The 24,932-nt window shown below is 72.5% G+C and carries 24 protein-coding genes; 8 read left to right on the plus strand and 16 right to left on the minus strand.

Annotation, left to right across the window (positions count from 1 at the left end; translation table 11 throughout):
* Position 1: 1 nt before the first annotated feature.
* The 5 genes from OH804_RS13565 to OH804_RS13585 all read right to left on the minus strand — a co-directional run bounded on the left by OH804_RS13565 (position 2) and on the right by OH804_RS13585 (position 6,080).
* A complete protein-coding gene (locus OH804_RS13565; protein WP_406065449.1) occupies positions 2–1,249 on the minus strand; it encodes a glycosyltransferase in 1,248 nt (415 codons plus the stop codon).
* Positions 1,246–3,462, minus strand: coding sequence for an ArnT family glycosyltransferase (locus OH804_RS13570; RefSeq protein ID WP_406065451.1), 2,217 nt, complete (start codon positions 3,460–3,462; stop codon positions 1,246–1,248). Before OH804_RS13570 ends, OH804_RS13565 begins: the two co-directional genes overlap by 4 nt.
* 44 nt (positions 3,463–3,506) lie before the next feature.
* The gene (locus tag OH804_RS13575; protein WP_406065453.1) at positions 3,507–5,012 is read right to left on the minus strand and encodes a sensor histidine kinase; all 1,506 of its coding nucleotides are present in this window, start codon (positions 5,010–5,012) and stop codon (positions 3,507–3,509) included.
* Positions 4,990–5,730, minus strand: a complete 741-nt coding sequence (locus OH804_RS13580; RefSeq protein ID WP_372433046.1) for a response regulator transcription factor — start codon at positions 5,728–5,730, stop codon at positions 4,990–4,992. The genes OH804_RS13575 and OH804_RS13580 overlap by 23 nt, the downstream gene beginning before the upstream one ends.
* Before the next feature lie 119 nt (positions 5,731–5,849).
* Positions 5,850–6,080 (minus strand): hypothetical protein, encoded by a 231-nt coding sequence (locus OH804_RS13585; RefSeq protein WP_091408172.1) that lies wholly within the window; start codon positions 6,078–6,080, stop codon positions 5,850–5,852.
* A gap of 200 nt (positions 6,081–6,280) precedes the next feature.
* On the opposite strand from OH804_RS13585, the gene OH804_RS13590 reads away from it, so the two are divergent.
* The 3 genes from OH804_RS13590 (at position 6,281) to OH804_RS13600 (ending at position 8,978) form a co-directional block, all read left to right on the plus strand.
* Positions 6,281–7,228, plus strand: a complete 948-nt coding sequence (locus OH804_RS13590) for a serine/threonine-protein kinase (protein ID WP_406065455.1) — start codon at positions 6,281–6,283, stop codon at positions 7,226–7,228.
* A gap of 70 nt (positions 7,229–7,298) precedes the next feature.
* Positions 7,299–7,724: an OsmC family protein gene (locus tag OH804_RS13595; RefSeq protein ID WP_196922768.1), complete on the plus strand. Its 426-nt coding sequence runs from the start codon at positions 7,299–7,301 to the stop codon at positions 7,722–7,724.
* 405 nt (positions 7,725–8,129) lie between these two features.
* Positions 8,130–8,978, plus strand: coding sequence for a hypothetical protein (locus OH804_RS13600; protein WP_406065457.1), 849 nt, complete (start codon positions 8,130–8,132; stop codon positions 8,976–8,978).
* 24 nt (positions 8,979–9,002) lie between these two features.
* On the opposite strand, the gene OH804_RS13605 is transcribed toward OH804_RS13600, so the two are convergent.
* The 5 genes from OH804_RS13605 to OH804_RS13625 form a co-directional block, all read right to left on the minus strand.
* A complete protein-coding gene (locus tag OH804_RS13605; RefSeq protein ID WP_406065459.1) occupies positions 9,003–9,518 on the minus strand; it encodes an ATPase in 516 nt (171 codons plus the stop codon).
* A gap of 113 nt (positions 9,519–9,631) precedes the next feature.
* Positions 9,632–10,078, minus strand: a complete 447-nt coding sequence (locus tag OH804_RS13610) for a response regulator (protein WP_196922765.1) — start codon at positions 10,076–10,078, stop codon at positions 9,632–9,634.
* A gap of 84 nt (positions 10,079–10,162) precedes the next feature.
* Positions 10,163–10,510 carry an STAS domain-containing protein gene (locus OH804_RS13615; RefSeq protein ID WP_196922764.1) on the minus strand — a complete coding sequence of 116 codons (348 nt, stop codon included), beginning with the start codon at positions 10,508–10,510 and terminating at the stop codon, positions 10,163–10,165.
* 116 nt (positions 10,511–10,626) lie between these two features.
* Positions 10,627–11,664, minus strand: a complete 1,038-nt coding sequence (locus tag OH804_RS13620; RefSeq protein WP_406065462.1) for a cobalamin-dependent protein — start codon at positions 11,662–11,664, stop codon at positions 10,627–10,629.
* Positions 11,661–13,418, minus strand: a complete 1,758-nt coding sequence (locus OH804_RS13625) for a PP2C family protein-serine/threonine phosphatase (protein ID WP_406065464.1) — start codon at positions 13,416–13,418, stop codon at positions 11,661–11,663. Before OH804_RS13625 ends, OH804_RS13620 begins: the two co-directional genes overlap by 4 nt.
* Positions 13,419–13,639: 221 nt before the next feature.
* Between OH804_RS13625 and OH804_RS13630 the strand changes: the two genes are divergently transcribed.
* On the plus strand, positions 13,640–13,978 hold the full coding sequence (locus OH804_RS13630) for an STAS domain-containing protein (RefSeq protein WP_196922761.1): 339 nt from the start codon (positions 13,640–13,642) through the stop codon (positions 13,976–13,978).
* 73 nt (positions 13,979–14,051) lie between these two features.
* On the opposite strand, the gene OH804_RS13635 is transcribed toward OH804_RS13630, so the two are convergent.
* Positions 14,052–14,366 carry a hypothetical protein gene (locus OH804_RS13635; protein WP_196922760.1) on the minus strand — a complete coding sequence of 105 codons (315 nt, stop codon included), beginning with the start codon at positions 14,364–14,366 and terminating at the stop codon, positions 14,052–14,054.
* Between the two features lie 201 nt (positions 14,367–14,567).
* Between OH804_RS13635 and OH804_RS13640 the strand changes: the two genes are divergently transcribed.
* From OH804_RS13640 to OH804_RS13650, 3 genes are all read left to right on the plus strand, one after another.
* A complete protein-coding gene (locus tag OH804_RS13640; RefSeq protein ID WP_406065467.1) occupies positions 14,568–15,545 on the plus strand; it encodes a DUF2267 domain-containing protein in 978 nt (325 codons plus the stop codon).
* Between the two features lie 115 nt (positions 15,546–15,660).
* Entirely contained in the window at positions 15,661–16,455 is a 795-nt protein-coding gene (locus OH804_RS13645) for a spermidine synthase (protein ID WP_406065469.1), read from the plus strand.
* Positions 16,456–16,513: 58 nt separating this feature from the next.
* The gene (locus OH804_RS13650) at positions 16,514–17,599 is read left to right on the plus strand and encodes an AI-2E family transporter (RefSeq protein WP_406065471.1); all 1,086 of its coding nucleotides are present in this window, start codon (positions 16,514–16,516) and stop codon (positions 17,597–17,599) included.
* A 47-nt stretch (positions 17,600–17,646) separates the two neighbouring features.
* Here the strand turns inward: OH804_RS13650 and OH804_RS13655 are convergent, their stop codons facing one another.
* The 3 genes from OH804_RS13655 to OH804_RS13665 form a co-directional block, all read right to left on the minus strand.
* Positions 17,647–18,948, minus strand: a complete 1,302-nt coding sequence (locus tag OH804_RS13655; RefSeq protein WP_406065473.1) for an NAD(P)/FAD-dependent oxidoreductase — start codon at positions 18,946–18,948, stop codon at positions 17,647–17,649.
* A gap of 54 nt (positions 18,949–19,002) precedes the next feature.
* On the minus strand, positions 19,003–21,156 hold the full coding sequence (locus tag OH804_RS13660) for a glycogen debranching N-terminal domain-containing protein (RefSeq protein WP_406065475.1): 2,154 nt from the start codon (positions 21,154–21,156) through the stop codon (positions 19,003–19,005).
* A gap of 94 nt (positions 21,157–21,250) precedes the next feature.
* Positions 21,251–21,778, minus strand: coding sequence for a GNAT family N-acetyltransferase (locus OH804_RS13665; RefSeq protein ID WP_406065477.1), 528 nt, complete (start codon positions 21,776–21,778; stop codon positions 21,251–21,253).
* Between the two features lie 172 nt (positions 21,779–21,950).
* Between OH804_RS13665 and OH804_RS13670 the strand changes: the two genes are divergently transcribed.
* Positions 21,951–23,333: an RNA-guided endonuclease InsQ/TnpB family protein gene (locus OH804_RS13670; protein ID WP_406065479.1), complete on the plus strand. Its 1,383-nt coding sequence runs from the start codon at positions 21,951–21,953 to the stop codon at positions 23,331–23,333.
* Between the two features lie 11 nt (positions 23,334–23,344).
* Here the strand turns inward: OH804_RS13670 and OH804_RS13675 are convergent, their stop codons facing one another.
* Positions 23,345–24,067, minus strand: coding sequence for a VOC family protein (locus OH804_RS13675; protein ID WP_406065481.1), 723 nt, complete (start codon positions 24,065–24,067; stop codon positions 23,345–23,347).
* 97 nt (positions 24,068–24,164) lie between these two features.
* Positions 24,165–24,929: a group II truncated hemoglobin gene (locus tag OH804_RS13680; protein WP_406065483.1), complete on the minus strand. Its 765-nt coding sequence runs from the start codon at positions 24,927–24,929 to the stop codon at positions 24,165–24,167.
* Between the last annotated feature and the right edge of the window lie 3 nt (positions 24,930–24,932).

The raw sequence follows: 24,932 nt of genomic DNA on the forward strand, positions 1-24,932 counted from the left end.
CTCAGGTACGGCGGTGGTGCATGCCCAGGCGTAGCAGCACGAACCGCAGCACTGTGGCGGCCAGGTTCGCGGCCACCAGCACGGCCAGTTCCACCGGCCGGGCCGGCACGGCCGAGACGGTGTGCAGCGCTGCCAACGCGCCACTTGTCAACGCCAGGCCGAGGGCGAAGGCCAGCAACCCCTGCGCGTGATGCCGGGCGGCGTGCCGGCGTCCGCTGATGCCGAACGTCAGCCGCCGGTTCGCGGCCGTGTTCGCCACTGCTGTCACCAACAGCGCCAGCAGGTTCGCCGGCTGCGCGCCGAGCAGGCCCCGGGTGGCCACGAACAGCAGCAGGTACGCGAGCGTGCTCGCCACCCCGACCGCCGCGAACCGGACCAGCTGCCGGGGCAACCCGACCGGCACCTGCCCCGGCAGCGCCGGGCCGCGCCGGGCACGCGGCCCGGTCAGCGGCGCCCGGCCGAGCTGGGCGCGCAGGTCGGCCAGGGGCAGCGCGCCGGTCAGCAGCGCCCGGCCCAGCCGGCCCACGCCACGCAGGTCGGCCAGGGCGGTGGCGACGATGTCCACACGGCTGTCCGGGTCGTCGACCCAGTCCACCGGCACCTCGTGGATGCGCAGCCCGGCCCGCTGGGCCAGCACCAGCAGCTCGGTGTCGAAGAACCAGCCGGTGTCCCGCACCAACGGCAGCAACTCGGCGGCCACGTCGGCGCGGATCGCCTTGAACCCGCACTGCGCATCGGAGAACCGCGCCGCCAACGCGCCGCGCAAAAGCAGGTTGTAGGCGCGGGAGATCACCTCCCGCTTGGCGCCGCGCACCACCCGGGAGGTACGCGCCAGCCGGGTGCCGATCGCCAGGTCGGAGTGGCCGGAGATGAGCGGCGCGACCAGCGGCAACAGCGCTGCCAGGTCGGTGGAGAGGTCCACGTCCATGTACGCCAGCACCGGCGCTGACGACGCCGACCAGGCGGCGGAGAGCGCCCTCCCCCGCCCCTTGGCGTCCAGGTGCAGCACCTCGACGCCGGGCAGCTCGCCGGCGAGGCCGTCGGCCACCTTCAGGGTGTCGTCGACGCTGGCGTTGTCGGCGATGGTGATCTGGAACGGGTACGGGAAGTGCGCGCTCAGGTGGGCGTGCAGTCGCCGTACGCACGGCCCGAGATCGACCTCCTCGTTGTAGACCGGGATCACCACGTCCAGCACGGCGGCGGTGGGTCGGGCCTGGATGGCGGCCCGTGGTCCGCCCAGCGCGGTCATGACGCCTCCGTGCCGGCACTGAGGTCGTAGACGGTGACCCCGTCGACGGTCTGCGCCGTGAACGTCTCCGCCACCCAGGCGGCGATCTCCTGGGACGCCGAGCTGCCGCCGTTGGCCCGGAAGCCACCACCACCGACGAAGTAGTGGATCTTCCCGTCGGCCACGTACCGCTGGAACTGCGTGAGCGTCGGTGACGGGTCACTGCCGTTGAACCCGCCGATCGGCATCACCGGTTCGCCGGTGGCGAGCTGGTAACCGGACGCGTTGTTCGAGCCGATGGTCGCCGCCACCCAGGTGTAGTCGGCACTGTCGCGCTCCAACAGCTCGCGCAGTGCGGCGCTGGGCTCGCGGGCGTCGAGCAGCCCACCCATTCCCCCACCGGCCGTGCGCCCCTGGCCGCCGGGGACCTGGCCGCCGCCCGGGACACCGGGCACGCCGTTGCGGCCGCCGCCGGGGAAACCTGGCCCCTGACCGCCGTTGCGGCCCCCACCGTTCTGGCCGCCGTCGTTCTGGCCGCCGCCGGGGAGTTGGCCGCCGTCCGGGAAGCCGCCCGGGAACTGGCCGCCGCCGGGGAGTTGACCGCCGGTCGGCAGTTCCATGCCGCCGGGCGGTCGTCCGCCGGGGAAGCCGCCCCGGCCGAACCCGCCCGCCACGAACGGGCCGGCGCTCGGGATCGACCCGGTGTGCGGGGTGGCGGCGGTCTGCACCGCGTACGCCACCTGGCCGGCGAGGGCCACCGCCGCGCCGAGGCCCAGCACCACCGGCACCAACCGGCGGGGCAGCCGGGTGACCAGCAGCAGCAGCGCCGCACCGACCAGGCCGGCGACGAGCACAGTGGTCCGCAGCCACGGGTACCAGTCGGGGCTGCGCCCGAGCAGCACCCACGCCCACCAGACGGTGACCGCGAGCGTGCCGGCGAGCGTCGCCGTGGCGGCGAGTGGACGCCACCGCTGCCAGCGTGTGCCGGCACCTTCCGCGGACGCGGGCAGCAGTCGGCGTTGCCGCCAGAGCAGCGTCACGCCGATGCCGACGAGCGCGCCGATCGCCGGTGCGAGTGCCACCGTGTAGTAGGCGTGGAAGATCCCGGACATGAAGCTGAAGATCAGGGCGGTGACCAGCAGCCAGCCGCCCCACAGCAGCAGCCCGGCCCGGGTGCGGTCGGTGCGGGCCGCTCTTCCGACCAGCAGCAGGCCGACCACCAGCAGGATCAGTGCGGCCGGCAGCAGCCAGGAGACCTGACCACCGATCTCGCCGCCGAACATCCGCAGCACGCCGCTCTGCCCGGAGAACGGGCCACCGCCGCCACCCGGCCGCGCGCCACCGCCGCCGACGCTGCCGACCTCCTCGCCGGTGATCCGGCCGAGACCGTTGTAGCCGAGGGTCAACTCCAGGATGCTGTTGCCCTGCGAGCCGCCGATGTACGGGCGGGCGCTGGCCGGCACCAGCTCGACCAGTGCCATCCACCAGCCGGCGGAGACCACCACCGCCAACCCGGCCAGCAGCAGTTGCCGGACCCGCCGCCACAGCCCGGTCGGCGCGGCCAGCAGGTAGACGCCGGCGAAGACCGGCACCACCAGGAACGCCTGCAACATCTTGGTGAGGAAGCCGAACCCGACCAGCACACCGACCAGCACGATCCATCGGGTGCTGGCCGTCTCCAGCGCGCGCACTGTGGCGTACGCCCCGGCGACCAGCAGCAGGACCAGGAGCGCGTCGGGGTTGTTGAACCGGAACATCAGCGTCGCCACCGGGGTGACAGCGAGGACCGCGCCGGCGATCAGACCGGCGGCCGGCCCGTACCAGCGCTTCACCGTCGCGTGCAGCACGCCGACCGAGGCGACCCCGCAGAGCGCCTGCGGCACGAGCATCGCCCAACTGTTCAGCCCGAAGACACGCACGGACAGGGCCATCAGCCAGAGCGACGCGGGTGTCTTGTCGACGGTGATGGAGTTTGCGGCGTCCGACGAGCCGTAGAGGAACGCCTTCCAGCTCACCGAGCCGGCCTGCACGGCCGCCGCGTAGAACGAGTTCGCCCAGCCCGACGCGCCCAGGCCCCACAGGTAGAGCAGGCCGGTGGCGAGCAGCAGGATCACCAGCGCGGGCCGGGCCCAGGCCGGCGAGCGGCGCGTCTGCGGTGAGTGCTCGTCGGGGCGGATGGCCGGCGGCGGCTCGGGTGCGGCGGGTGCCGTCGGCAGGGTCTCTGTTCTGTCCATGCGGCCAGCCTCGGGGGCGGGGCTGGCGCGACCCCGTGCGCCGACTATGCGTCAGCTGTGGGATTGGGCAGCCGGACGGTGAACAGTGTCCGACCTGGATGGCTCTGCACCTCGACAGTGCCGTGGTGGGCCTCCACCACGGCCGCGACGATGGCGAGGCCGAGGCCGGTGCTGCCGTGCGCGCGGGACCGCGAGCTGTCGCCCCGGGCGAACCGCTCGAACATCTCCGGTTGCAGCTCCACCGGCACCCCGGGCCCGTCGTCGGCGACGGTGAGCACGGCGCTGGCGGCGTCGACGGCCAGCGTGGTGGTGACAGTGCTGCCGGGCGGGGTGTGCACCCGGGCGTTGGTGAGCAGGTTCGCCACCACCTGGTGCAGTCGGGCGGCATCGCCGGGCACCCGGATCGCCACCTCGGGCAGTTCGAGCTGCCAGCGGTGCTCGGGTCCGGCGACGTGCGCGTCGCTGACCGCGTCCACCACCAGGGCGGTCAGGTCCACCGGTTCGACAGCGAGCGGCCGACCGGTGTCGAGGCGGGCCAGCAGCAGCAGGTCGTCGACGAGGCTGGTCATCCGGGTGCTCTCCGACTCCACCCGGCGCAGCGCGTGCGCCACGTCGGCGGGAACCTCGTCACGGCCACGCCGAGCCACCTCGGCGTAGCCGCGGATCGCCGCGAGAGGCGTCCGCAACTCGTGGCTGGCGTCGGCGACGAACTGGCGTACCCGGGTCTCGCTGGCCTGCCGGGCGGAGAGCGCGTCGGCGACGTGGCCCAGCATCCGGTTCAGCGCCGCGCCGACCTGACCGACCTCGGTGCGCGGGTCGGTGTCGGCGGCCGGGACCCGGACGGCGAGCGCCACCTCCCCCCGGTCCAGGGGAAGTTCGGTAACGCGGGTGGCGGTGGCGGCCACCCGGTTGAGCGGTCGCAGGGTCGCCCGCACGATCAGCGCGCCGGCGGCTCCGGCGATGACCAGCCCGACGGCGGCCACCCCGGCCTGCGCGGCGATGAGCGCCCAGACGGTCTCCTGGACGCCGGAGAGGGGGACCGCGACGACGCGTACCCGGCCGTCCCAGTACTGGCGGGCCACGGCCCGGTAGTCACCGCGATCGCCGAGGTCGACGGTGCGCGGTCTGGCGTCGACCGGCAGGTCCGCCAGCACGGCGACCTCCCCCACCGGGACGGACTGCTCGTCGGGGAACGGATCGGCGCTGGAGACGCTCCTGGTCAGGGTCCGGGCGCTTGTCACGCGGCCGTCGGTGATCTCGGCGACCACCGCGCCGGACGGCAACCCGGGCGGGATGCCAGGTCCGTTGCCGGGAAACGCCGGCCGTCCCGGCCGGTCGCCCCGCATGGCCGTCGCGGGGGCCAACTGGGCGTCGAGCCGGTCGATCAGGAACTGCCGCAGCGCCACGGTGGTCAGGCCACCGATGGCGACGCTGACCAACGCCAGCAGCGCGAGCAGGGCGAACACCAGTCGGGTACGCAGGGAGCGCCCGGCCAGCCACCCACGGACGGCCCGCAGCGGGCGGCGGCTACTCGGCGGGTTTGAGGACATAGCCCGCGCCGCGCAACGTGTGGATCATCGGCGCCCGGCCGGCGTCGATCTTCTTGCGCAGGTACGAGATGTACAGCTCCACCACGTTGGCCTGGCCACCGAAGTCGTAGTTCCACACCCGGTCGAGGATCTGCGCCTTGCTGAGCACCCGGCGCGGGTTGCGCATCAGGTAGCGCAGCAGCTCGAACTCGGTCGCGGTGAGGGTGACCAGTTGGCCGGCCCGGCGGACCTCGTGGCTGTCCTCGTCGAGGCTGAGGTCACCGACGGTTAGCACCGCCTCCTCCCGGGCGGCGATCGCCAGCCCGGAGCGGCGCAGCAGCGCGCGAAGACGGGCGATCACCTCTTCCAGGCTGAACGGTTTGGTGACGTAGTCGTCGCCGCCGACGGTCAACCCGGCGATGCGTTCCTCGACCGCGTCGCGGGCGGTCAGGAAGAGCACCGGCACTGTGGGGGCGTGCTCGCGCAGCCGGCGCAGCACCTGGAAGCCGTCCAGGTCGGGCAGCATCACGTCGAGCACCACGGCGTCCGGCTGGAACTGTCGGGCGGTGCTCAACGCCGCCATGCCGTTGCCGGCGGTGCGGACCTGCCAGCCCTCGTAGCGCAGGGCCATCGACAGCAGGTCGGTGAGCGTGGGTTCGTCGTCGACCACCAGCACCCGGACGGGTTCGCCGTCGGGGCGACGCAGCTCGATCCGGCTCGGCGCGGCCTGCCCGTTCATGACCATGCGCCCCATCGTGGTCGCCACGCCTGTGCCACGCCCCTGCGGAAGCTGTGCGCCAGCTGTGCGGCCGGGCCGACGCGACGCCGGCGACCCCACCGGTCAGCCCCGCCTCGTGGTCACTCGGACACCCCGTAGGCGTCGGTGCGCACGAAACGCATGCTCCAGCCGCCCGCCTCGTCGGGCCGGTCGCGTTCGTAGAGGTGGTCGGGGCCGGGCTGCACCGGGCCCGTGCCGTCCGGGTGCCGCATGATCCAGCGCTGGGGTGGGGCGCCGTCCGACCCGGCCGGCAGCAACCGGACCAGGCCGTCCGCGGGCCCGCCGACGAAGCGTACGGTGACCTCGCTCATCGCGGCGTCCCCTCGGTGACCGTGCCGGCACAATGGGTGACACCGGCTCTGGCTCGCAAGCTACCGCACCCGCCGCTTCGGCGCAGCGAGGTGCGCGGGGCCGCCTGCCCCCGAATCCGGCTCCGGTTTGCCCAGCTCGGCGCCCGGGTACCGCCACCTCAGCACCCCGCCGCCGGCGGGGCGAGGGCGAGGAGCGGTCGATGCGGATGCTGGACGGGCGGTACCGGCTCGAACAGCGCATCGGGGTGGGCGGGATGTCCGAGGTGTGGCGGGCGTACGACCAGGTGCTGGACCGGCCGGTCGCGGTGAAGCTCATCTCGCCCGGCCGCGAGGATCGGGACGGCCCGGTGGACCGGATCCGCGCGGAGGCCCGGTCGGCGGCCCGCCTGGAGCACCCGAACGTGGCGAGCGTGCACGACTTTGGCACCTCCTCGACGTGGCCCGGTCGACCGGTGCCCTACATCGTGATGGAGTTGGCCGAGGGTGAGACCCTCGCCGCGCACCTGCGCGCCGGGCCACTGGACTGGCAGATCGCGGTGCGGGTCTGCGCGGAGGTCGCCGCCGCGCTGGCCGCCGCGCACGCCGAGGGCATCGTGCACCGGGACGTCAAACCCGCCAACGTCATGCTCACCCCGGCCGGGGTGAAGGTGCTCGACTTCGGCATCGCCATCGCCGCCGGAGCACCGGACCCGATGCCGAGTGGCATGGTGCTGGGCACCCCGGCGTACCTGGCGCCCGAACAGCTCGACGAGGCGCCGGCCACTCCCGCCGCCGACATGTACGCCCTCGGCGTGCTGCTCTACTACAGCCTCACCGCCCGCCTGCCGTACCGGGCGGCGACCGCCAGCGAGCTGCTGCTCGTACGGCGCCGGCAGCCCCCGGAGCCGCTGCCCGACATCGCCGGGCTCCCGCCGGAGGTTGCCGAGCTGTGCCACTCCTGCCTCGCCGACGACCCCGAGCAGCGTCCGACCAGTCTGGTCGCCGCTCTGCTGCTGGCGGAGGCGGTGGACGCCCGGGTGTACGTGCCGATGACGATCCCGACGACCCGCCGACTGGCCCCGATGTCGCCCTGGACCGAACGGGCCGCCGCTGAGGCCACCGAGGCGGTGGCCGTGGCCCACGAGCCGAACCTGCCCGCCGGGCGCTGACCGGACGGCAGGCGGCGTTTCGTCGGGCAGCGAAGGGGAAGCCGGCCTGGTGAGCGACGGGAGAAACGCGATGCCGGATCAGAGTTCCTGGCTGCGTGAGGCCACAGCGACCGCCGAAGGCGGTCACGTACGCACCGACGATGGCGGGCTCTCCACAGCGCTGGCCTCACCGCTGGCGCCGCACTGCACCGGGCTGACCCCGGAACAGTTGCTGGCCGCGGCCTTCGCCTCCTGCCTGCACCACGCGGCGGTGGAGGTGGCCGGAGAGATCACCGACGAAGCCCACACCGTGCAGGTCCGGGCGGAGGCGAAGCTGGGCCGGGACAACGACGGCCGATACCGGGCAGACGTGCACGCGGAGATCTCCTCAGCCGGCCTGAGCCGAGATCAACTAGCCGATCTGGTCGAGTACGCCGACCGACTCTGGCCGTTCTCCAGCAGCGACACCAGCCGGCACCGGCTGACCGTCACCCCAGCCGAGAACGGCCGGCACTAACCCACCGCCCGCACGCCCGCACGCCCGCACGCCCGCACGCCCGCACTCCACCGCGCCGATCTTGCACTTTCGGTCGTCGATATCAGGGTTGATGCCCCCTATGTCGCGACAGCAAGTGCAAGATCGCGTAGCAGGGAGGGGATCCTGGGGTCAGGGGGGCCGGTTGGTGGAGGTATGCCTCGGTTGTTCGGGTGAGTCCGGAAGATGGCCGGCGGTGACGCCGGGAGGGTGGCGGAGGGACCGGATTCGCCCGGCAAGTCGGGAATAACCGTCTGGTGTGATCCGCGTGGTTGATCGTCTTCGCTCAGGCTTTGCCCACTAAAGTCACCATGATCAGGGCAAATTGTGGCGCATGCCACCGTACGGGCTGCTGGCATCGGGCATTTGGTTCTTTAACCTCGGCAGGTGCATCCCGCCGACCCCTCCTCCCAGAAGCTGACCGACGCGCGCCCGACCACCCCCTCGGACGACGCCGCATCAACCGAACGGACGATCGGCCGCCACCGCGTTCCCGAGCCGCCGCAGCGTGCCCTGCTGGGCTCGACCCCGCTGCGGGTGGCGCTGGCCACCGGTGTCACCTGCTGCCTGAGCCTCGTAGCCGTCGCCACCGCGCGAGGCAACGACGAAGCCCCCCGTACGGTCGAGCCGCTCGCCGAGGCGGTGGCGGACCGCGCCGCGATCGCCGACGAGCGCGCCTCCCGGTCGTTGGACCGCGACGTCGCCCCCGCCCGGATCCTGCCCAGCCCGACCGCGAAACCCACCCCCACTCCCACCGCCGTCCGCAAGGCGCCCAAGAAGCCGGTCAAGCCCCGCCGCCCCCGGCCGGTGGCCGGCCTCGACCAGGCCCAGATGGACAACGCGAAGATCATCGTGGACGTCGGCCTGGAGATGAAGATGCCCCGCCGTGCCCTGGTGGTGGCGCTGTCCACCGCCATGCAGGAGAGCAACCTCTACAACCTGGCCAGCGACGTCCTCCCGGAGTCGGCGGAGTACCCGAACCAGGGCAGCGGCTCCGACCACGACTCGGTCGGGCTGTTCCAGCAGCGGCCCAGCAGCGGCTGGGGCACCGTCGCCCAGCTGATGCGCCCGTCGTACGCCGCGCGGGCCTTCTACACGGCGCTCAACGAGATCCCCGGCTGGCAGGACATGAGCGTCACCGCCGCCGCCCAGGCCGTGCAGATCTCCGCCTACCCCGACGCGTACGCCCAGCACGAGGACCGGGCGACCACAGTCGCGGCGGCGCTCACCGCCTGAGCCGGGCACCCGCGCCAGCGCGGCTCAGCGACGGCCGGGCGGGGGCTCCGCGTCGAGGCCGCCGACTCCGACCCGACTGCCCGGTACGCCCGCAGCTGCGGTCGGGGTGTCGACGGGCACCTGGTCGGCCGTCAGCTGGTCGAGGATCTCGTCCACCCGCTCCTCGCGCCGCCGGCGGGCGTCCAGCGCCGCCTCGACGTCACGTCGGGTCTGCACGGCCTCCGCGTACGCCCGCTCCCGCACCCGCCGGGCCTCCTCGCGGGCATCGTCCAGCTCGGCGCGGGCCTGGGCCAGGATCTCGGCGGCCTCCCGCCGCACCGCCTCACCGGCGGGCCTGGTGGTGGTGGCGTCGCCCAGGTCCAGTCGTTGCAGGAGCCCGCTGAGCCAGGCCGCCTCCTGGCGGATCTCGTCCCACTCCCGGGTCGCCCCGGCCGCGCCCTCGGCTCGCGCCGCGAGCCGGGACAACCGGATCCCCAACTCGTCCAGGCAGTAATCCACCTGCCGCTGGTCGTAACCGGTCTCAACGACGGAGAACCTCATACTGTCGCCCCCCAGGCAGCTGCTGTTACTTCCCCACCTGGATCCTCGGCCGCGACCGCTCGCGCCGAGGGGGTTCGGGAAAAATGTTCAGCATGCGCCGGGCGGCGCCGGCGTCAGCTCCGCTTGGGCAGCACGACGACCCGGCCGAAGAACTCGTCGATGCGGCGAACCACGTCGTTGAAGTCGTCCAGGTCGATCGGCTTGGTGACGTACGCGTTGGCCTGCAACGTGTAGCTGCCCACGATGTCGGTGTCGGCGTTGGAGGTCGTCAGCACGACGATCGGGATGGTCCGCAGATCCTCGTCCTGCTTGACCGCCCCGAGCACCTGCCGACCGTCCATGCGCGGCATGTTCAGATCCAGCAGGATCACGTCCGGGCGGCGGGCCTGCTCGTGCCGGCCCTCGGCGCGGAGAAACTCCATCGCCTCCTCGCCGTCACTGACCACGTCGATGATCTTCTCGACGTCGGAGTCCGCCAGCGCCTCCTCGATCATGAGCACGTCACCCGGGTCGTCGTCGACCACCAGGATGCGTACCGGCTGCGGGCTGTCTACGCCCATCACTACCTGCCTCGGAGTCGGCGGGGACGGGACCCTGACGGTCACCGCGTTGGCGGGGAAATGCTGGCGGGGAAATCTAGCCCATCAGGAAGCACTACGGGACGCGGGGTCGACCGACTCCGGTTCGTAGCGCAACACGTCGGCGAGGCCGGTCACCCGTAGCACCCGCTCGACCCGCCCGTTGGCCCCGGTGAGCCGGAGCCAACCCCCGTCGGCCGCCGCCTGGTTGTCGCCCCGGACGAACACGGCCATCCCGGTGGAGTCGCAGAACGTGAGGTCGGTCAGGTCGAGCAGCACCCGGGTCTCGCCCGCCGCGGCCAGTTTGTCGATCGCGGCGGTCAACTCGGGGGCGGTGCTCAGGTCCAGCTCGCCCGCGAGCCGCAGGCAGGCGCCACCACCGTCGCGCTCGACGTAGCTGACGCTGAACGTCACCGTTCTCCCCCTCGCTCCACCCTCGGGTGGGACGTTTGCAGTCCGGCAAGTATACGCAGAGCTGACTGTGGCGCCCACGAGCGCGGTGATCGCCCCGGGTGCCACCGGCGGGTCGGTCAGCGGGACGCGCCGGGCAACGCCGCACATCCCAGCGCCAGCGTCCGCGCCGCCCGGGGGAAGTCCCGCAACGCGGCGGCGTAGTGCTCCAGCGGCAGGACGACAGCCCCGGCGGGCACCCCACGACTGCCCAGAATCCCCGACAGCCACTCCACGAACTCGGTGAACAACGAGGCGTCGTCGACGTAGACCGCCGCGGCCAGAAAATCCATTATGTGGCCCAGGTCGCTCACTGTCGCGTCGAGCTGAGCGGCGGTGTAAGCCCGGGCCGACGGCACCCGCTCCCGCAGCTCCGCCAACGCGCTGTCGATCAGCTCGCCGCGACGGCGCACCAGGCTGGCGTACTCGTCGTCGGCCAGGTGGGCCAGCCTTGCCGGCGGCGCAGCGCGCAGCGCCCGTTCGTCGGCGATCAGCTCGGCCGCCGAGGGCGCGTCCGGCGCCCAGGCCACCCCGAGCCGACGCGCCCACCGGCCGTCCGCGCCGAAGCCCCGCCCGCCGACCACCACCGGCACGTCCGAGCGGTGGCAGGCCTCGATCATCCGGTGGGCGTACGGCAGGCGCATCGGCAGCGCACACGCCAGCGCGACAGCGTGCGCGTCGTAACGGTGCAGGTACGACACCAGGTGCGCCGCCGGCACGCTGGCGCCCAGGAAGGTCACCTGCCACCCGCGCAACCGCAGCACCTCGGCCACCAGCCGGGGCGGCAGCGCGTGCCACTCGCCGTCCATGCAGGCGACCACCACCCGGCCGCCGGTCGGCCGTGGCTTGACGTGCGCCGACACCGCCGCCACCACCTGCTCGCTGATGTGGGTGGCCGCGTGCTCCTGGGCGACGCTCCACTCGTTGCGCGCCCACCGTTCGCCCACCTCGGCCTGGGCGGGCGCGACCAGGTCGAGCAGCACCCGCTCCGCCGGAACGCCCGCGTCGAGCAGGCCGATCGCCAGGTCGGTCGCCGCGTACTCGTCGGCCTCGGCGAGGTGGTCCAGGTAGCCGGAGTACGCCTCACCGAGGTCGGTGGTGGCCGTGGCGGCGGTCACGCGTCAGTCTCCTCTGTCTGGTCGATGCCGGCGGGCACCGAGTGCAGGTGCCGCACACTGCGCCCGCTCACGCCGGCCGCGCGCAGCGCCAGCACGGCGATGTCGTCGTGGTCGCCCTGTGCCAACCAGTCGCAGGTGACCTGCTCGACCCGTTCGGCCAGGGCCGGCGCGGGCATCCGCTGGCAGCCGGTCAGCGCGGTGACCAGCCGCTCGGGGCCGAACAGCTCGTCGCCGCGCCGGCCGCCCCGGGCCTCGGTCACGCCGTCGCTGTAGAGCAGACAGGTCTCGCCCGGCGCCAACCGCACGGTGACCTCCCCGACGCGGGGATCGGGCACCACGCCGATCAGCATGCCGCGCAACGGCACCGTCTCCACCTCGCCGGAGGCGCGCAGCACCAGTGGCGGCAGGTGCCCCCCGCCGGCCATGGTGAGGGTGAGGCCGCCGTCGCGCTCCGGGCGGGCCACGCCGAGCACTATCGTGGCGAAGCGGCCCTGGCCGTGCGCCTGGGTGGTCTCCAGCAGCGCGTCGTTGAGCAGCCGCAGCAACCGCGCGGGGTTCGACTCCAACCGGTGCAGCGCCTGGAGGCACTGGCGTAGCTGACCGGTGAAGACGGCCGCTTCGACACCCTTGCCCGACACGTCGCCGAGGAAGAACACCGAGCCACCGTCGGTGAGCCGGTGCGAACCGTAGAAGTCGCCGCCAATGCGCAGCCCCGCCTGCGCGGGCCGGTACGCGGTGCCCCACTGCACACCGGTGGCCTCGACCGGCTCGACCGGCAGCAGGCTGGCCTGGAGGGTGTCGGCCACCTCGGCCTGGTCGCGGTAGAGCAGCGCGGTGGTCAACGCCGCGCCGGCGCGGGCCGCGAACGCGCGGACCAGCTCCACGTCGTCGTCGTCGTACCAGCGGGTGGCGCGGCGGGCCACCAGCAGCACACCGACCGGCGCGTCGCGGCCCGGCAGCGGGACGACCCGAGCGGCGCTCTCGGTGCCGGCGAGCCCCGGCAGCCAACCGGCGTCGACCGCCTGCTCGACCAGCCAGTCCACCGCGTGCGGCTCGGCGCCGGTCAGCCCGTCGGCGATGGCGGTCGGTAGTTCGCCGCCGCCCAGTACGCCGCTGTCCACAGTCGGCGCCTCGTCGTCGGTGCGCGTCGCCCGCCACCAGCGGGCCCGCCCGCCCCGCGGGGCGAGCACCAGCACCGCCACCTCGGCCAGGGTCGGCACCGCCAGTCGGACGACAGCGGCGGCGGCCCGGTCGGGGTGCAGAGGGTTGCCCAGTTTGTCGCCGACCACGGCCAGGAACGCCGACCGCGCCCGTTCGGCGAGCAGCGCGTCGGCCCGGCTGACGCTGTCGGTGACATCTTCGACGTACCAGCAGCAGCGGGCGCCGGAGAGCGGCACCTGGCGCGCGGTGAGCCGACGCCCGCGGTGGGTGAAGCCGCCGGGAACGGCCTGGCTCAGGCCGGGCACACCGGCGGCGCTGAGCAGTTCACCGGGCGTCACCTCGGGCAGCAACCGCTCGGCCACCGGGCTGACGTGTCGCACGACGCCGTCGGCGTCGCAGACCACCAGGCCCTCGCGGAAGTGCTCGACGACCTCGAACCAGTCGGGCGTGGCCTGACCCCGGTCGGGGGCCAACGGCGGCAGAGCGGCAGTGGGGCGGCGAACGTCGGCGGACCACGCCGAGGGTCGTGTCGTGCTCGGCGTGGAGAGCCGTCCGTCGCCCGGGTCGAAGTCCCTGACGTCGGAAGCAGTCACCAGCTGAGCCTCACTCCTTGTCGTTCACCGAACCCGTGCCGGAACCGGCGTCCACTGTCAAAAACTCTCCAGGCCACCCTACGCCGGAACCCGGATAGCGGCATCTCACGGCAGGTGGCGGGCATCGCCACCACCCTCTGCGGCGAGGGCTGCGTGACCGCCACGCCTGCGGGTCACAGCCCCCGCTTTGCGTTTTGTCGCTCGACCGGGAAAATGGTGGGATGCCCGACCAGCTGTTGACCATCGAGACAACCCGGCTCGCCGCCGGGCACGTCCGACTCCGGCTGACCGGCGAACTCGACTACGACAGCGCGCCCGAGTTGATCGCCGCGGCGGCCGAGCTGCGCGGCAACGACGACGCCCCGGTCCTGGTGGACCTGACCGGGGTGACCCTCTGCGATTCCTCCGGGCTCAGCGCGTTGCTGGTGGTGCACCGCGCCGCCGGGACGATCCAACTGACCGGGGTCAGCCCTCAGCTCCAGCGGATGCTGGACCGCACGGGCCTGAGTGAGTTGCTGGCCGTGGCGTACGCCGACGACGACGTGCGCGCCATCGGCTGACCGGCAGGCCACCCCGAGTGCGAACGGGGTGGCCCCCGACCCTGGGACCTGGGGTCGGGGGCCGGAGGAATGTCTAGGGTGCCGTCATCGGCTGGAGCCGGGGTCCGTCCTCCCGCAGCTCGCCGGTCGGGGTCGCGTCGATGTCCTCGGGTTCCCCCGAATCGGGCGTCTGGTACAGATAGCGGACGAACTGCCCACCCGCCTCGTTGTCGTCCGCGCCGGGCCACTGGCCTATGCAGTCCATGCCGATCACCTCCCGGCCGGTCCCGTCGGCCTCCTCCAACAACGCCCACAGGCTCACCGGGTAACACCTGGTGACCTCAGGGGTGAGTTGCCAGCGCGCGTACCAGCCGGGCCGAGCGGGGACGATCTCGACAACTTCCTTCATGACGGCCTTCCTCCCGCGTACCTCGGAAGAACTCCGGTCCTGACCCCATCCTGCGGGCCGTGCGGGTGAGCACCCCTCACCCCCGCCGGATGAAGCGTGGCGCAGGCCGCTGCGACCCGGCCGGCGGCCTCCGTTTCCTTCTCCGGGACGGCGGGAAGGCGACTGGCGCAGCCACGATCCCCAGCGGAAAGGGATGCCACCATGCGCAAGCAGATGGAGGGCGACAACCAGCGGCGCCGGGCACTGGCCCGGCAGGCCCGGGAGCAGAATCGCCAGCCCAGCGAGATCGGCGCCAGCCTGAGCGCCTCCAAGCAGCTCACGAGCCTCGATGCGGGTAAGCGGGCGGGCCCACCACCGGCCGGAGTGCACAAGTCGGACACCACGCGCGGCGGGCCGGCACCACCGCCGGTCGGTAGCGCCGACAACCCGCGACCGCAGCCGTCCCCGCCGAGCGGCGCGGCCGGTGTGAACAGCATGGGCTACCACCAGTTGGTCGACGAGGTCCGGCGTCGCGCCGGGGTCGACTTCAAGACGGCCAAGGTGGGCACCGAGGCGACTGTGCTGGTCCTCGCGTTCGCCCTGGAGGCCGCCGAGCGGCAGCGGCTGCTCGCCGCGGTGCCGTCGTCGCTGCACGACGTGCTGCCGGTCGACGGCATCGAGCGACACCAGGACCTGCCCGGCTTCCTGGCCGAGGTGGGCCGGATCAGCGGCAACACCCCGGAGCAGGCCCGGTACCAGGCGGAGGCGACGATGGCCGCGCTCGCCGAGCAGGACGGCGACCTGGTCGAGTCGCTGCACGTACCCGACGGGTTGCGCGACCTGCTGAACCCGCCGGAGGTCGGCGGCGGCCTCGTGGGCGCCTCCACCACCACACCCACCCTGGACGCCGACGAGATCGACGCGGCGCTCGACGACCTGCCCTACTGGGCCGGCGACAGCCAGGGCCTCTACCGGGTGGTCGCGCTGCCGCCCGACAACCTGGACCGGGTCCTCGCCCGGCTCGACCAGCTGCGCCGGGACAACGGCCGCGGCCCGAGCATCGGGCGTCCCGGAGACACCGCCGCCGTGTTGACAGTGCGGACCAACCAGGCCAACGGGGTGACAGCGCTCGACGTGGACCTCGCCCGCCAGATCGACGACGCGATCGACGAGGTCGGGGCCGGGATGGCCGGCGGCTGACGGCCACCGCGACATCAGGCGGGCCGGCGGACCGGGGGCAACCCCGCTCCGCCGGCCCGTCCGCCGTGCCGGGCCACGGGCCGGACGTACCGTGGGCTCGGCTAGCGTGCCGGATATGAACCGCGCCGCCGACCGGCTGGAACTGGTCGCCGACCCGGTCCGCCGGACCGGGCGGACACTGCTGTCCGCCGGGGTCGAGCAGTCGTACGTGGATGTCGAGGATCCCCGGTACCTGCATTTCGAGTACGTCCGGCGGATCGCCTCGGCGGTGGACGTGGCGGCCCCGGCCGGCGCCCCGCTGAACGTCCTGCACCTGGGCGGCGGCGCGTTGACGCTGCCCCGCTGGCTGGCCGCCACCCGGCACGGCTCCCCGCAACGGGTCGTCGAGCGGGACGCCGCGGTGGTCGAATTGGTAGCCCGGGAGTTGCCGCCGCTGCCGGCGGAGGTGCGGGTGGAGGTCGCCGACGCCCGGGACGCCCTGACCGCCACCGCGGACGGCCGGTACGACCTGGTGATCGCCGACATCTACCGGGCGGCCCGGATGCCCCGGCACGTCCGCACCGTCGAGTTCGCCGCCGAGGTGGCCCGCGCCCTGCGCCCCGACGGGTTGTACCTTCTCAACGTCACCGACCTGCCGCCGCTGGTCGGCACCCGGGTGCAGGTGGCCACGTTGCGGGCGGTCTTCGCCGACGTGTGCGTGGTCGGCGACCGGCGAATGCTGCGCGGCCGCAGGTACGGCAACCTGGTGCTGGCCGCGACCTCCCGCCCCGGCGGGCTGCCGGTGGCCCGGCTGGCGGTAGGCGCCCTGCGCGACCCGGTGCCCGGCGGGCTGCTGCACGCCGCCGCGCTCGACACGTTCGTCGCCGGCGCACACCCCGTCACCGACGCGGACGACCACTCCCGCCACTGAACGCCGTTGCGCCCGCGATGCCGGGTTTCCGACGGCACGCGCGGGGAAGGCCCGCCGGATGAGCGACGTCGACCAGCGGGCGACCGCCCGCCGCACCCTGATCGTGATCGGTCTGGTGCTGGCGACCGCGCTCGCGCTGGGCTTCGTGTACGCGACCCGGCGGGTGCTGGTCTGGGCGGTGGTGGCCGCGTTCTTCGCCGTCGCGCTCAAACCCCTCGTCGACCGGTTGCAACGCCGCTTCGTCCGGCGTCGGGCGCTGGCCACCCTGCTGGTGTTCCTCGCCGCGTTCGTCCTGCTGGCGATCCTGGCCGCGCTCATCCTGGTGCCGTTGTTCGGCGAGCTGGGCCGCTTCGCCGACCGGGCGCCGGACCTGCTGCGGGAGGCTCGCGCCGGACGGGGCCCGGTCGGGCAGGTGCTGGAGCGCACCGGCGCACGACGTTACGTCAGCGAGCACTCCGAGCAGCTGCGCGACCTCGGCGGCCGGCTGCGCCAACCGGCGGTCGGTGTGCTGCGCGGCGTCGTCGAGTCGGTCGCCGGGCTGGTCACGGTCATCGTGCTGGCGTACCTCATGGTGTTGGAGGCCCCGCGGATCACCCGCGGCCTACTGGCGGCGGCCGGGGACGGTCAGGGCGAGCGGCTACGCCGGGTGGGCCGGGAGGTGTCGCGGACCGTCACCGGCTACCTCACCGGGAACCTGCTGATCAGCGTGATCTGCGGGGCGTTGACCTTCGTGGTGCTGACCCTCACCGGCGTGCCCTTCGCGGCCGTGATCGCCCTCCTGGTGGCGGTCGCCGACCTGATACCGCTGGTCGGGGCGACCCTCGGCGCGGTGATCGCGGCCGGCGCCGGCTTCCTGCACTCCCCCACCGCCGGGGTGGTGGTGCTGGTCTTCTTCGTGGTCTACCAACAGTTGGAGAACCACCTGCTCCAACCGCTCATCCTGTCCCGCGCGGTCCGGCTGAACCCGTTGACCGTGCTGGTCAGCGTGCTGCTCGCGGCGGAGCTGGCCGGTCTGCTCGGCGCGCTGCTGGCCATCCCCGCCGCCGGCATCATCCAGACCCTGCTGCGCGAGTACGGCCCGCTCCGGCTGCGACCCGCAACGCCGGCCGGCCCGGACGCGCGACCGGCCGGCCCGACCGACTGACCGACCGTCGCGGTCGGCCTGCTCCGCGACGGCCTGGCCGGGCCTGCTCAGCGGGACCGGGTCGCGACCTCGGGGGTGGTGCTCTCCAACGGCACCGCGTTGGCCGGCACCAGCCCCAACTGGACCGCGGACCGGGTCAACGCGGCGTCCAACGCCCAGTCGGCGCTCACCCGTGTGCGGTTTCCCGGCATCGCCATCAGGTGGTATGCCCGGGTGACCGCCTTGGCCGGCAGCCCGGACAGGTTGACCTGCAACGGGTTCGCCGCCGCGTCCTTGCCACCCAGGTCGACGACCCAGCCCAGATCGTGGTGCTTGTACGGCTTACGCCGGCCGAACCCGTACGACGCGGCGATGTTGTACGCCGCGCGCTTGCCCTGCCGCTGCGCGTGCTGGGCGGTCATCCCGCACACCTTGCCCGGGTTGACCAGGTCGGGCACCGCGGCGGCGTCCCCGACCGCGAAGACCTCCGGGTAGCCGGGAACGTTGAGGAACTCGTCGGTGACCAGCCGACCCCGGTCGGTCCGCAGGCCCAGCTCGTTGACGAACGGGTCGGGGCGCACCCCCACACACCACACCAGGGTGCAGGTCGGCACGTACTCGCCGTCGGTGAGCTTCACCCCGTCGCAGGTCGCCTCGGCCACCGAGGTGCCCATCCGCACGTCCACCCCACGCCGGTTGAGCACCTTGTGCGAGGTGTCCGACATCCGCTTGTCCAACTCCGGCAGCACCCGCGACGCCACGTCGAGCAGCATCCAGCGGGGCCGCACGGTGAGCCGGGGCCGCTGGGCGTGCAGCGCGTCGGTGAACAGCTGCCCGTGCGCCGCCACCTCGGTGCCGGTGTAGCCCGCCCCGACCACCACGAACGTGGACCGGGCCCGCTGCTCGGCAGGGTCCTCGGCCTGCTCGGCCAACTCGACCTGCCGGACGATGTGATCATGCAGGTAGACGGCCTCGGGCAGACCGCGGAAGCCGTGCGCGTACTCGGTCACCCCAGGGATGGGCAGCAGCTTGTTGACGCTGCCCACGGCGAGCACCAGCCGGTCGTACGCCAGCCGGTTCTTCTCCCCCTCGGCCTGGGTGAAGCCGACCCAGCGGTTCTGCAGGTCGACGTGGTCGGCCTCGCCGATCACCACCCGTACGCCCTTGAGCGTCCCGGTCAGCGGCACGGCGATGCGTCTGGGCTCGACCACCCCGGCCGCCACCTCCGGCAGCAGCGGCAGGTACAGGAAGTAGTCGGTGGAGTTCAGCACCACGATCTCGGCCCGGTCCCGGGCGATCCGGCTCAACGTCTTCGCCGCGTGGTAACCGGCGAACCCGGCCCCCACGATCACCACACGAGGTTTCGTCATTGCGCGCCGTTTCCCGTCGAAGGCCGCGACAAACGTCCGAGGCGCCAGCCGCACTCAGCTGGGCTGGAGCCGAACGTGGCCGCTGCGACCGATCGCCTCCAACTCCCACTCCTGGCCGAACGCCCGCACCCGCTCGGCGGCGATCCGGCCTAGTTTCTCCGGGACGTCCGGATCGAGGACCAATCGGCCGTTGACCGGATTGACGCCGAGCATGGCGCGGATCAAGGCCAGCGGCGTGCCGGCCGCCCACGCCTGCGGGCTGCACGCGGTCGGGTACGGCACGGCGAAGAGCAGTCGTTTCCGGTCGAAACCGCTGAGCGCCTCCGGCAGCCGGTAACCGAACTGGTCGGCCGCCTCGATCATCGCCAGACTGATCCGGTTCGACTCGGTTCGGTAGCCATAGCGGGCCAGGCCGAGCGCGGCGATCGAGTTGTCGTGCGGCCAGACCGTGCCCAGGTGGTAGCCGAGGGCGTTGTAGAGCTGCTCCTCCCGCGACAGCGTCCGGATGCCCCAACCGGAGAACATGTCCGGCGACATGAGTTGCCCCACCACCGCCCCGGCCCGCTCCGGCGGGACGATTCCGCTCCACAGCAGGTGACCCATGTTCGAGGTCTTGGAGTCGACGCGGTTCTTGTCGCCGTCCAGGGCGACCGCGTAGTAGCCGCCCCGTTCCTCGATCCAGAAGTCGTGGTTGAACCGCTCGTACAGGGTGCTGGCCTCGTCGCGGAGGCGGCGCGCCAAGGTGGGGTTGTCCAACGGCCCGTCGAACAACTCGGCCAGCCGCAGTTTGGCGTCGTAGGTGTAGCCCTGCAGGTCGGACGTGGCCAGCGGGAGCACGGGGATCCGGCCGTCGGCGAAGCAGACGCCATCCGGTGAGTCCCGCCAGCACTGGTTGCCCAGCCCCTCGGGCGAACGGGTGCCGTACTCGACGTAGCCGTCGCCGTCCCGGTCGCCGTACTCGTCGATCCAGCGCAACGCGGCCACCGCGTTGTCCCGCAGGTGCCGGACGGTCTCGTCGTCGCCGGTCCAGCGCCAGTACTCGGAGAGCAGGATCAGCCAGAGCTGGGTGGCGTCGGCGCTGCCGTAGTACGGCCCGAACGGCTTCTCGCCACTGCGGGTCAACTCGCCGCTGCGCACCTCGTGCAGGATCTTGCCGGGTTCCTCGTCGGTGAAGTCGTCGCACGTCTCACCCTGGAGCCGGGCCAGGGCGAGCAACGTCCCCTTCGCCAGCGCGGGCCCAGCGACAAGCGTTTGATACGCGGTGATCAGGGTGTCCCGGCCGAAGACGGTGAGGAACCACGGCAACCCGGCACCGGGCAGCATGATCCGCTGGCCCTTGACCTCCAGGTCGAGCCGCAGAGCCGCCAGGTCGCTGCGGGACTGCCGCACGGTGCGCTCCAACGCCTCGCTGTCACTGTGCAGCACCGCCCGGTCCTCGATCCACCGGCGCAGCGGGTCGTCGGCCCGGCCGTGGATGACGTCGGCGATGTCGCCCCGGACCGGCTCCACCACCCCCATCCCGGGCGGCAGTGGTACGTGCAGGTCGACCTGCCACTCCTCGCCCTGACCCAGCTCCAGCTCCCAGACCAGGTCGTCGCCCTCGATACGGTCGGCGGGCTTCGCGCAGCACACCCGGGTCTGCGCGGAGAACTCACCGCGCTGGTAGGAGAAGCACAGCTCGGACCCGTCGGCGGCGTGATCGCGGCTGATCTCGGCGGAGCGGTCCCGGACCCTCGACTTGACCTCGAACAGGTCGGCGAAGTCGGCGGCGACGGCCAGCCGCAGCTCCACCCGGACCGACTCCCGCCCGAAGGAGATCAGTTCCACGCGCTCGTGAAACCCGTCGCCGACGTAGCGCAGGCGCCGCACGCCCAGCGTGTTCGGCGGCAACCCGGGCAACTCCGGGTTGGTGAGCACGTACTGCGCGGAGTAATGGTCGATGGTCTCGGCGCGCAGCAGCAACAGCTCACCGCCGTTGACGGTCAGACTCCAGCCGCTGATCAGACGGGTGTCCAGGTGGACGAGCCCACCGATACTGCCCGTCGGCACATCCCCGCACGCGTTGGAGTACAGGAACGTGGGCCCGCTGAGCACCGCCAGGGAGTCGGGGCCCAGCTCGGGCGGGATGGCCCGCTGGTCGGCGCTGTCCGTATCCGCGACGGACAGGCCGGGGATGGGATTGGCAGGGGTCGCGCGCACGACAGCCATGACACCCACCGTAGGAAGCAGGGTACGGAGCGTCATCACCCGGTCCGGGTGAAACTTCCGGTGCTCCTTCGGCCCGGCGCGGCCGGGTCGACGGTCAGGCGGGGGTCGGCGCGGTGATCGCCCAGCGCTCGTGGTCGCGCCAGGCGCCGTCGATGAACAGGTAGTCCGGGGAGAAACCCTCCAACCGGAAACCCAGCTTGCGGGCCACCCGCCGCGACGGCTCGTTGCCCGGTTGGATGTTCGCCTCCAGCCGGTGCAGGCCCACCGCTGTGAACGCGTGGTCGATCACCAGGGCGACACCCGCCGACGCGTGCCCGGTCCCGCTGTACGGCAGGAACGCCGCGTACCCGAGGAAGCCACCACGCAGCGCGCCCAACACGATCCCGCTGATGTTCACGTAGCCGGCGATCTCGCCGTTGGCCCGGTCGCAGATCAGGTAACCGGCGCTGTCGCGGCGACGGATCCGGCGCAGATAGAGCTCGTACTCCTCCGAGTTGGCCGGCGCGGCCAACCACGGGTGGTGCAGGTCCCGACTGCGCAGCGAGGCGGCGACGAACTCGTCCGAGTCGGTGGGCCGGGGTCGCCGGATCGCGGCGGGACCACCGGTACGCAGGTATCTCACGGCGGATCACTCTGACCGACCGGTGCCGTCGTTGTCCAACCGGGCGCCGAGAGCGCGTCATGGCGCGCCAGGATCGGGCTAGTGCTGTGTCCACTAACGTTGGCCGGGTTGTGTCAGACCCTCGTGGTTGGCTTCGGGTATGCCCAGACGTAGGGATTCGGGAGCGCCGCGGGTGGTGCATCGCACCGCCCGGGTCGGCCTGCGCCTGACCCGGGCGCAGCGGCAACGCTGCTTCGGTCTGCTCCGCGCGGCCGGGGATCTTTGGGCGTGTGTATTGGAATACAACAGCTGGCGGCATCGTCGTCACGATCGGCCGGTCGCGAGCTATCAGGAGTTGTGTCGACTGCTCGCCGCGTCTGGTCCGGGCACGTTCGGTGAGCTCGACTCGACCGGCGCCCGGTCGGTGTTGCGTCGCTATTCTGATGCGTGGTTCAGCGCTGCCGCCCGCCGCAGGGCGGGGCATGGTGAGGTGCGGTATCCGCGGCGGCGACGGTCGTTGATGCCGGTCCGCTGGTATCACGGCACGTTCGGTCTGAGTGAACGGCGGCTGCGGTTGCCGACCTCGGCCGGGAGCCCGCCGCTGGTGGTGCGCCTGGACCGGGCGGTTCCCTACCCCCATGATGCGGTGCGGTCAGTGACGCTGGTGTTCGATCAGGGGCGGTTGTGGGTCGAGGTCACCGCGGAGCTTCCGGTCGCGACCTACCCTGCAGGTCAGGAGCCGCAGCGGGGGCGGGTCGCCGGGGTCGACCTGGGCATCATTCACCCGTACGCGGTGGCAGCCGGTGACGGGCAGATGTTGCTGGTGTCCGGGCGGGCGATCCGCGCCGAGCACCGTCAGCACCTGGCCGACACGAAAGGCCGCCGCCGGGCGACCGCCGCCCGTGCGCCGAAGAGGGGCCAGCGGGGTTCGCGGCGGTGGCGCAAGACCCGCCGGCGGGCTCGGCTGATGGAGGGGCGGCATCGGCGTCGGGTACGGCAGGCCGGACACGAGGCCGCGAAGACCGTGATTGGCTGGGCAGTGCAGCACCGGATCGGGACGCTGACCGTCGGTGACCCGCGTGGTGTCCTCGATCTGCCGGCGGGTCGGCGGCACAACCTGCGGTTGCGTCAGTGGCAACTCGGCCGGGCGATCGCGGTCCTGAAGGACAAGGCGGAGCTGGCCGGGATCACCGTGCATCTGGTCGATGAGCGGGGCACGTCGTCGACCTGCCCAAAGTGCCGGCGCAAAGTGGCCAAGCCCCGCGGACGGACCATGACGTGCAGGAGTTGCGGGTTCGTCGGGCATCGTGATGTTGCCGCGGCGTTCACCATCGCCACCCGGACCCCGGGCGGCGTCACCACCACCGCACCCGACATGGGTGCGGTCATCACGCACCGTCGAGCAGGCCGACACCTTCCCGGTGCCGGGCTGTCCCGGCGTGACCCACGCCGCCCACCAGCGGTGTCAGGGTCGGTTGGCCGGCTGAGGCCCGCCCCACTACCGGTGGGGAGTCGCTCGCTCCGACAACGTCTGGGCGAGGAACCACAACACCACCGACAACCCGGTGAACGTTAGTGGTCACAGCACTAGCGGGACGTCAGCAGGCTGAACTCCTGACCATCGGGGTCGGCCAGCACGACTCGGCCTGCCCCATCCTGGTCGGAGTTGACTCGGGTCGCCCCGAGCGAGAGCAGCCGGTCGACCTCGACCTGCCAATCGACGTCGGCAGCCGGGGCCAGGTCGAAACGGACCCGGTCCCTGCCGCCGTTCGGCATGTACGGCGGACCGCCCCAGGAGATCTTCGTGCCGCCGTTCGGTGACTGGATCGCGGTCTCCTCGTCCTGGTCCCAGACCAGCGGCCACCCCAGCGCCTGGCTCCAGAAGTAGCCGACCGCCTGCGAACCGTCGCAGGCCAACGCGCCGACGAAGCCGCAGCCGGCGAGGAACCTGTTGCCCGGAGCGATGACGTCGAACTCGTTGCCCTCAGGGTCGGCGAGCACCACGTGATCGATCTCCGGGCCCTGCCCGATGTCGGCGTGCCGCGCGCCGAGTTCCAGTGCCCTGGCCACCGTCTGCCGCTGGTCCTCCAGCGAACTGCTGGTCAGGTCGAAGTGCATCCGGTTCTGGACGACCTTCGGCTGCTGGTTCGGGGCGAAGCGGAGGTGGAACTCGTTGTCGTTTGTGGGTAGGAGCAGGACGCCGTCGTGTGGATCGTCGACGATCTCCCGTCCCAGGAGACCGGACCAGAACTGCGCGAGCCGCAGAGGCTCGCTCGCGTCGAAGCTGATCGCGAACAGGTGTGCGGTCATCGCTGCGCTCATCTCCCATCGGACGGACGCCGTGCCAGCCGTCGCAGCGGGAGCCTAGGGGTGCGCCAGGTAGGCCGCACCCGAGTTTCGGCGGGGGTCATCCCCGGTAGGGCGGGGCCACACCCCAACCCCAGCGTGGGACCGGTGCCTGCCGGACCGGGTCCGCGTCCGGTCGAGAATTGCCCACCGCCAACCGGGTGCCCCACTCCAGGTAGCTCGTGAAGGCGGCGCGAAACTCCGGATCATCGGGTAGGCCGACCTCGTCGGCAGCGTCCATCATCAGGTTGACCCACCGCCGACGCTGCGCCTCGGTGATCGCCCTGCCCAGGTGCTGGCCGAGCATGTGGCGGTAACCGCCGTGCTCCATCGTGTAGGTGGCCGGTCCGCCGAAGACCTCGGCAAGCCATACCGCCACATGCCGGGCGTGGTCGGGGTGCATGTGGGCGAACATCGGCGCGAGCAGGTCGTCGGAGCGGACCAGTCGGTAGAAGGCATCGCAGAGTTCCCTGAACGCGTCGGTGCCGCCGGCCCACTCGTGCAGGCTCGGCGGCGCAGCGCCACCAGGGCCGGCAACCGACGTTGGGGCGTAGTGCCGCATCTCCTGGATGTCCTCGACGTACGGCTTGATCGCGGCGAAGAACTGCCCGAACACCGGGCCGCCCCGAAACCCCAACAGGTGCTCGTCCACCGATGTCCAGGTGATGCGCAGCAGGTAGCAGGCGGGGTCGTCCAGGCAGCGACTCAACTCGTAGTCCACACACTGCGGCGCGGCGCGTAACGCGCCTGCGGCCCGCTCGTACGCCGCCTCGAAACCGTCCAGCCGTTCCTGCGGCACGCGGTACCTGATGTACTCGATCACCATGGA

Source organism: Micromonospora sp. NBC_00860 (assembly GCF_045207375.1).
Classification (GTDB): domain Bacteria; phylum Actinomycetota; class Actinomycetes; order Mycobacteriales; family Micromonosporaceae; genus Micromonospora; species Micromonospora vinacea.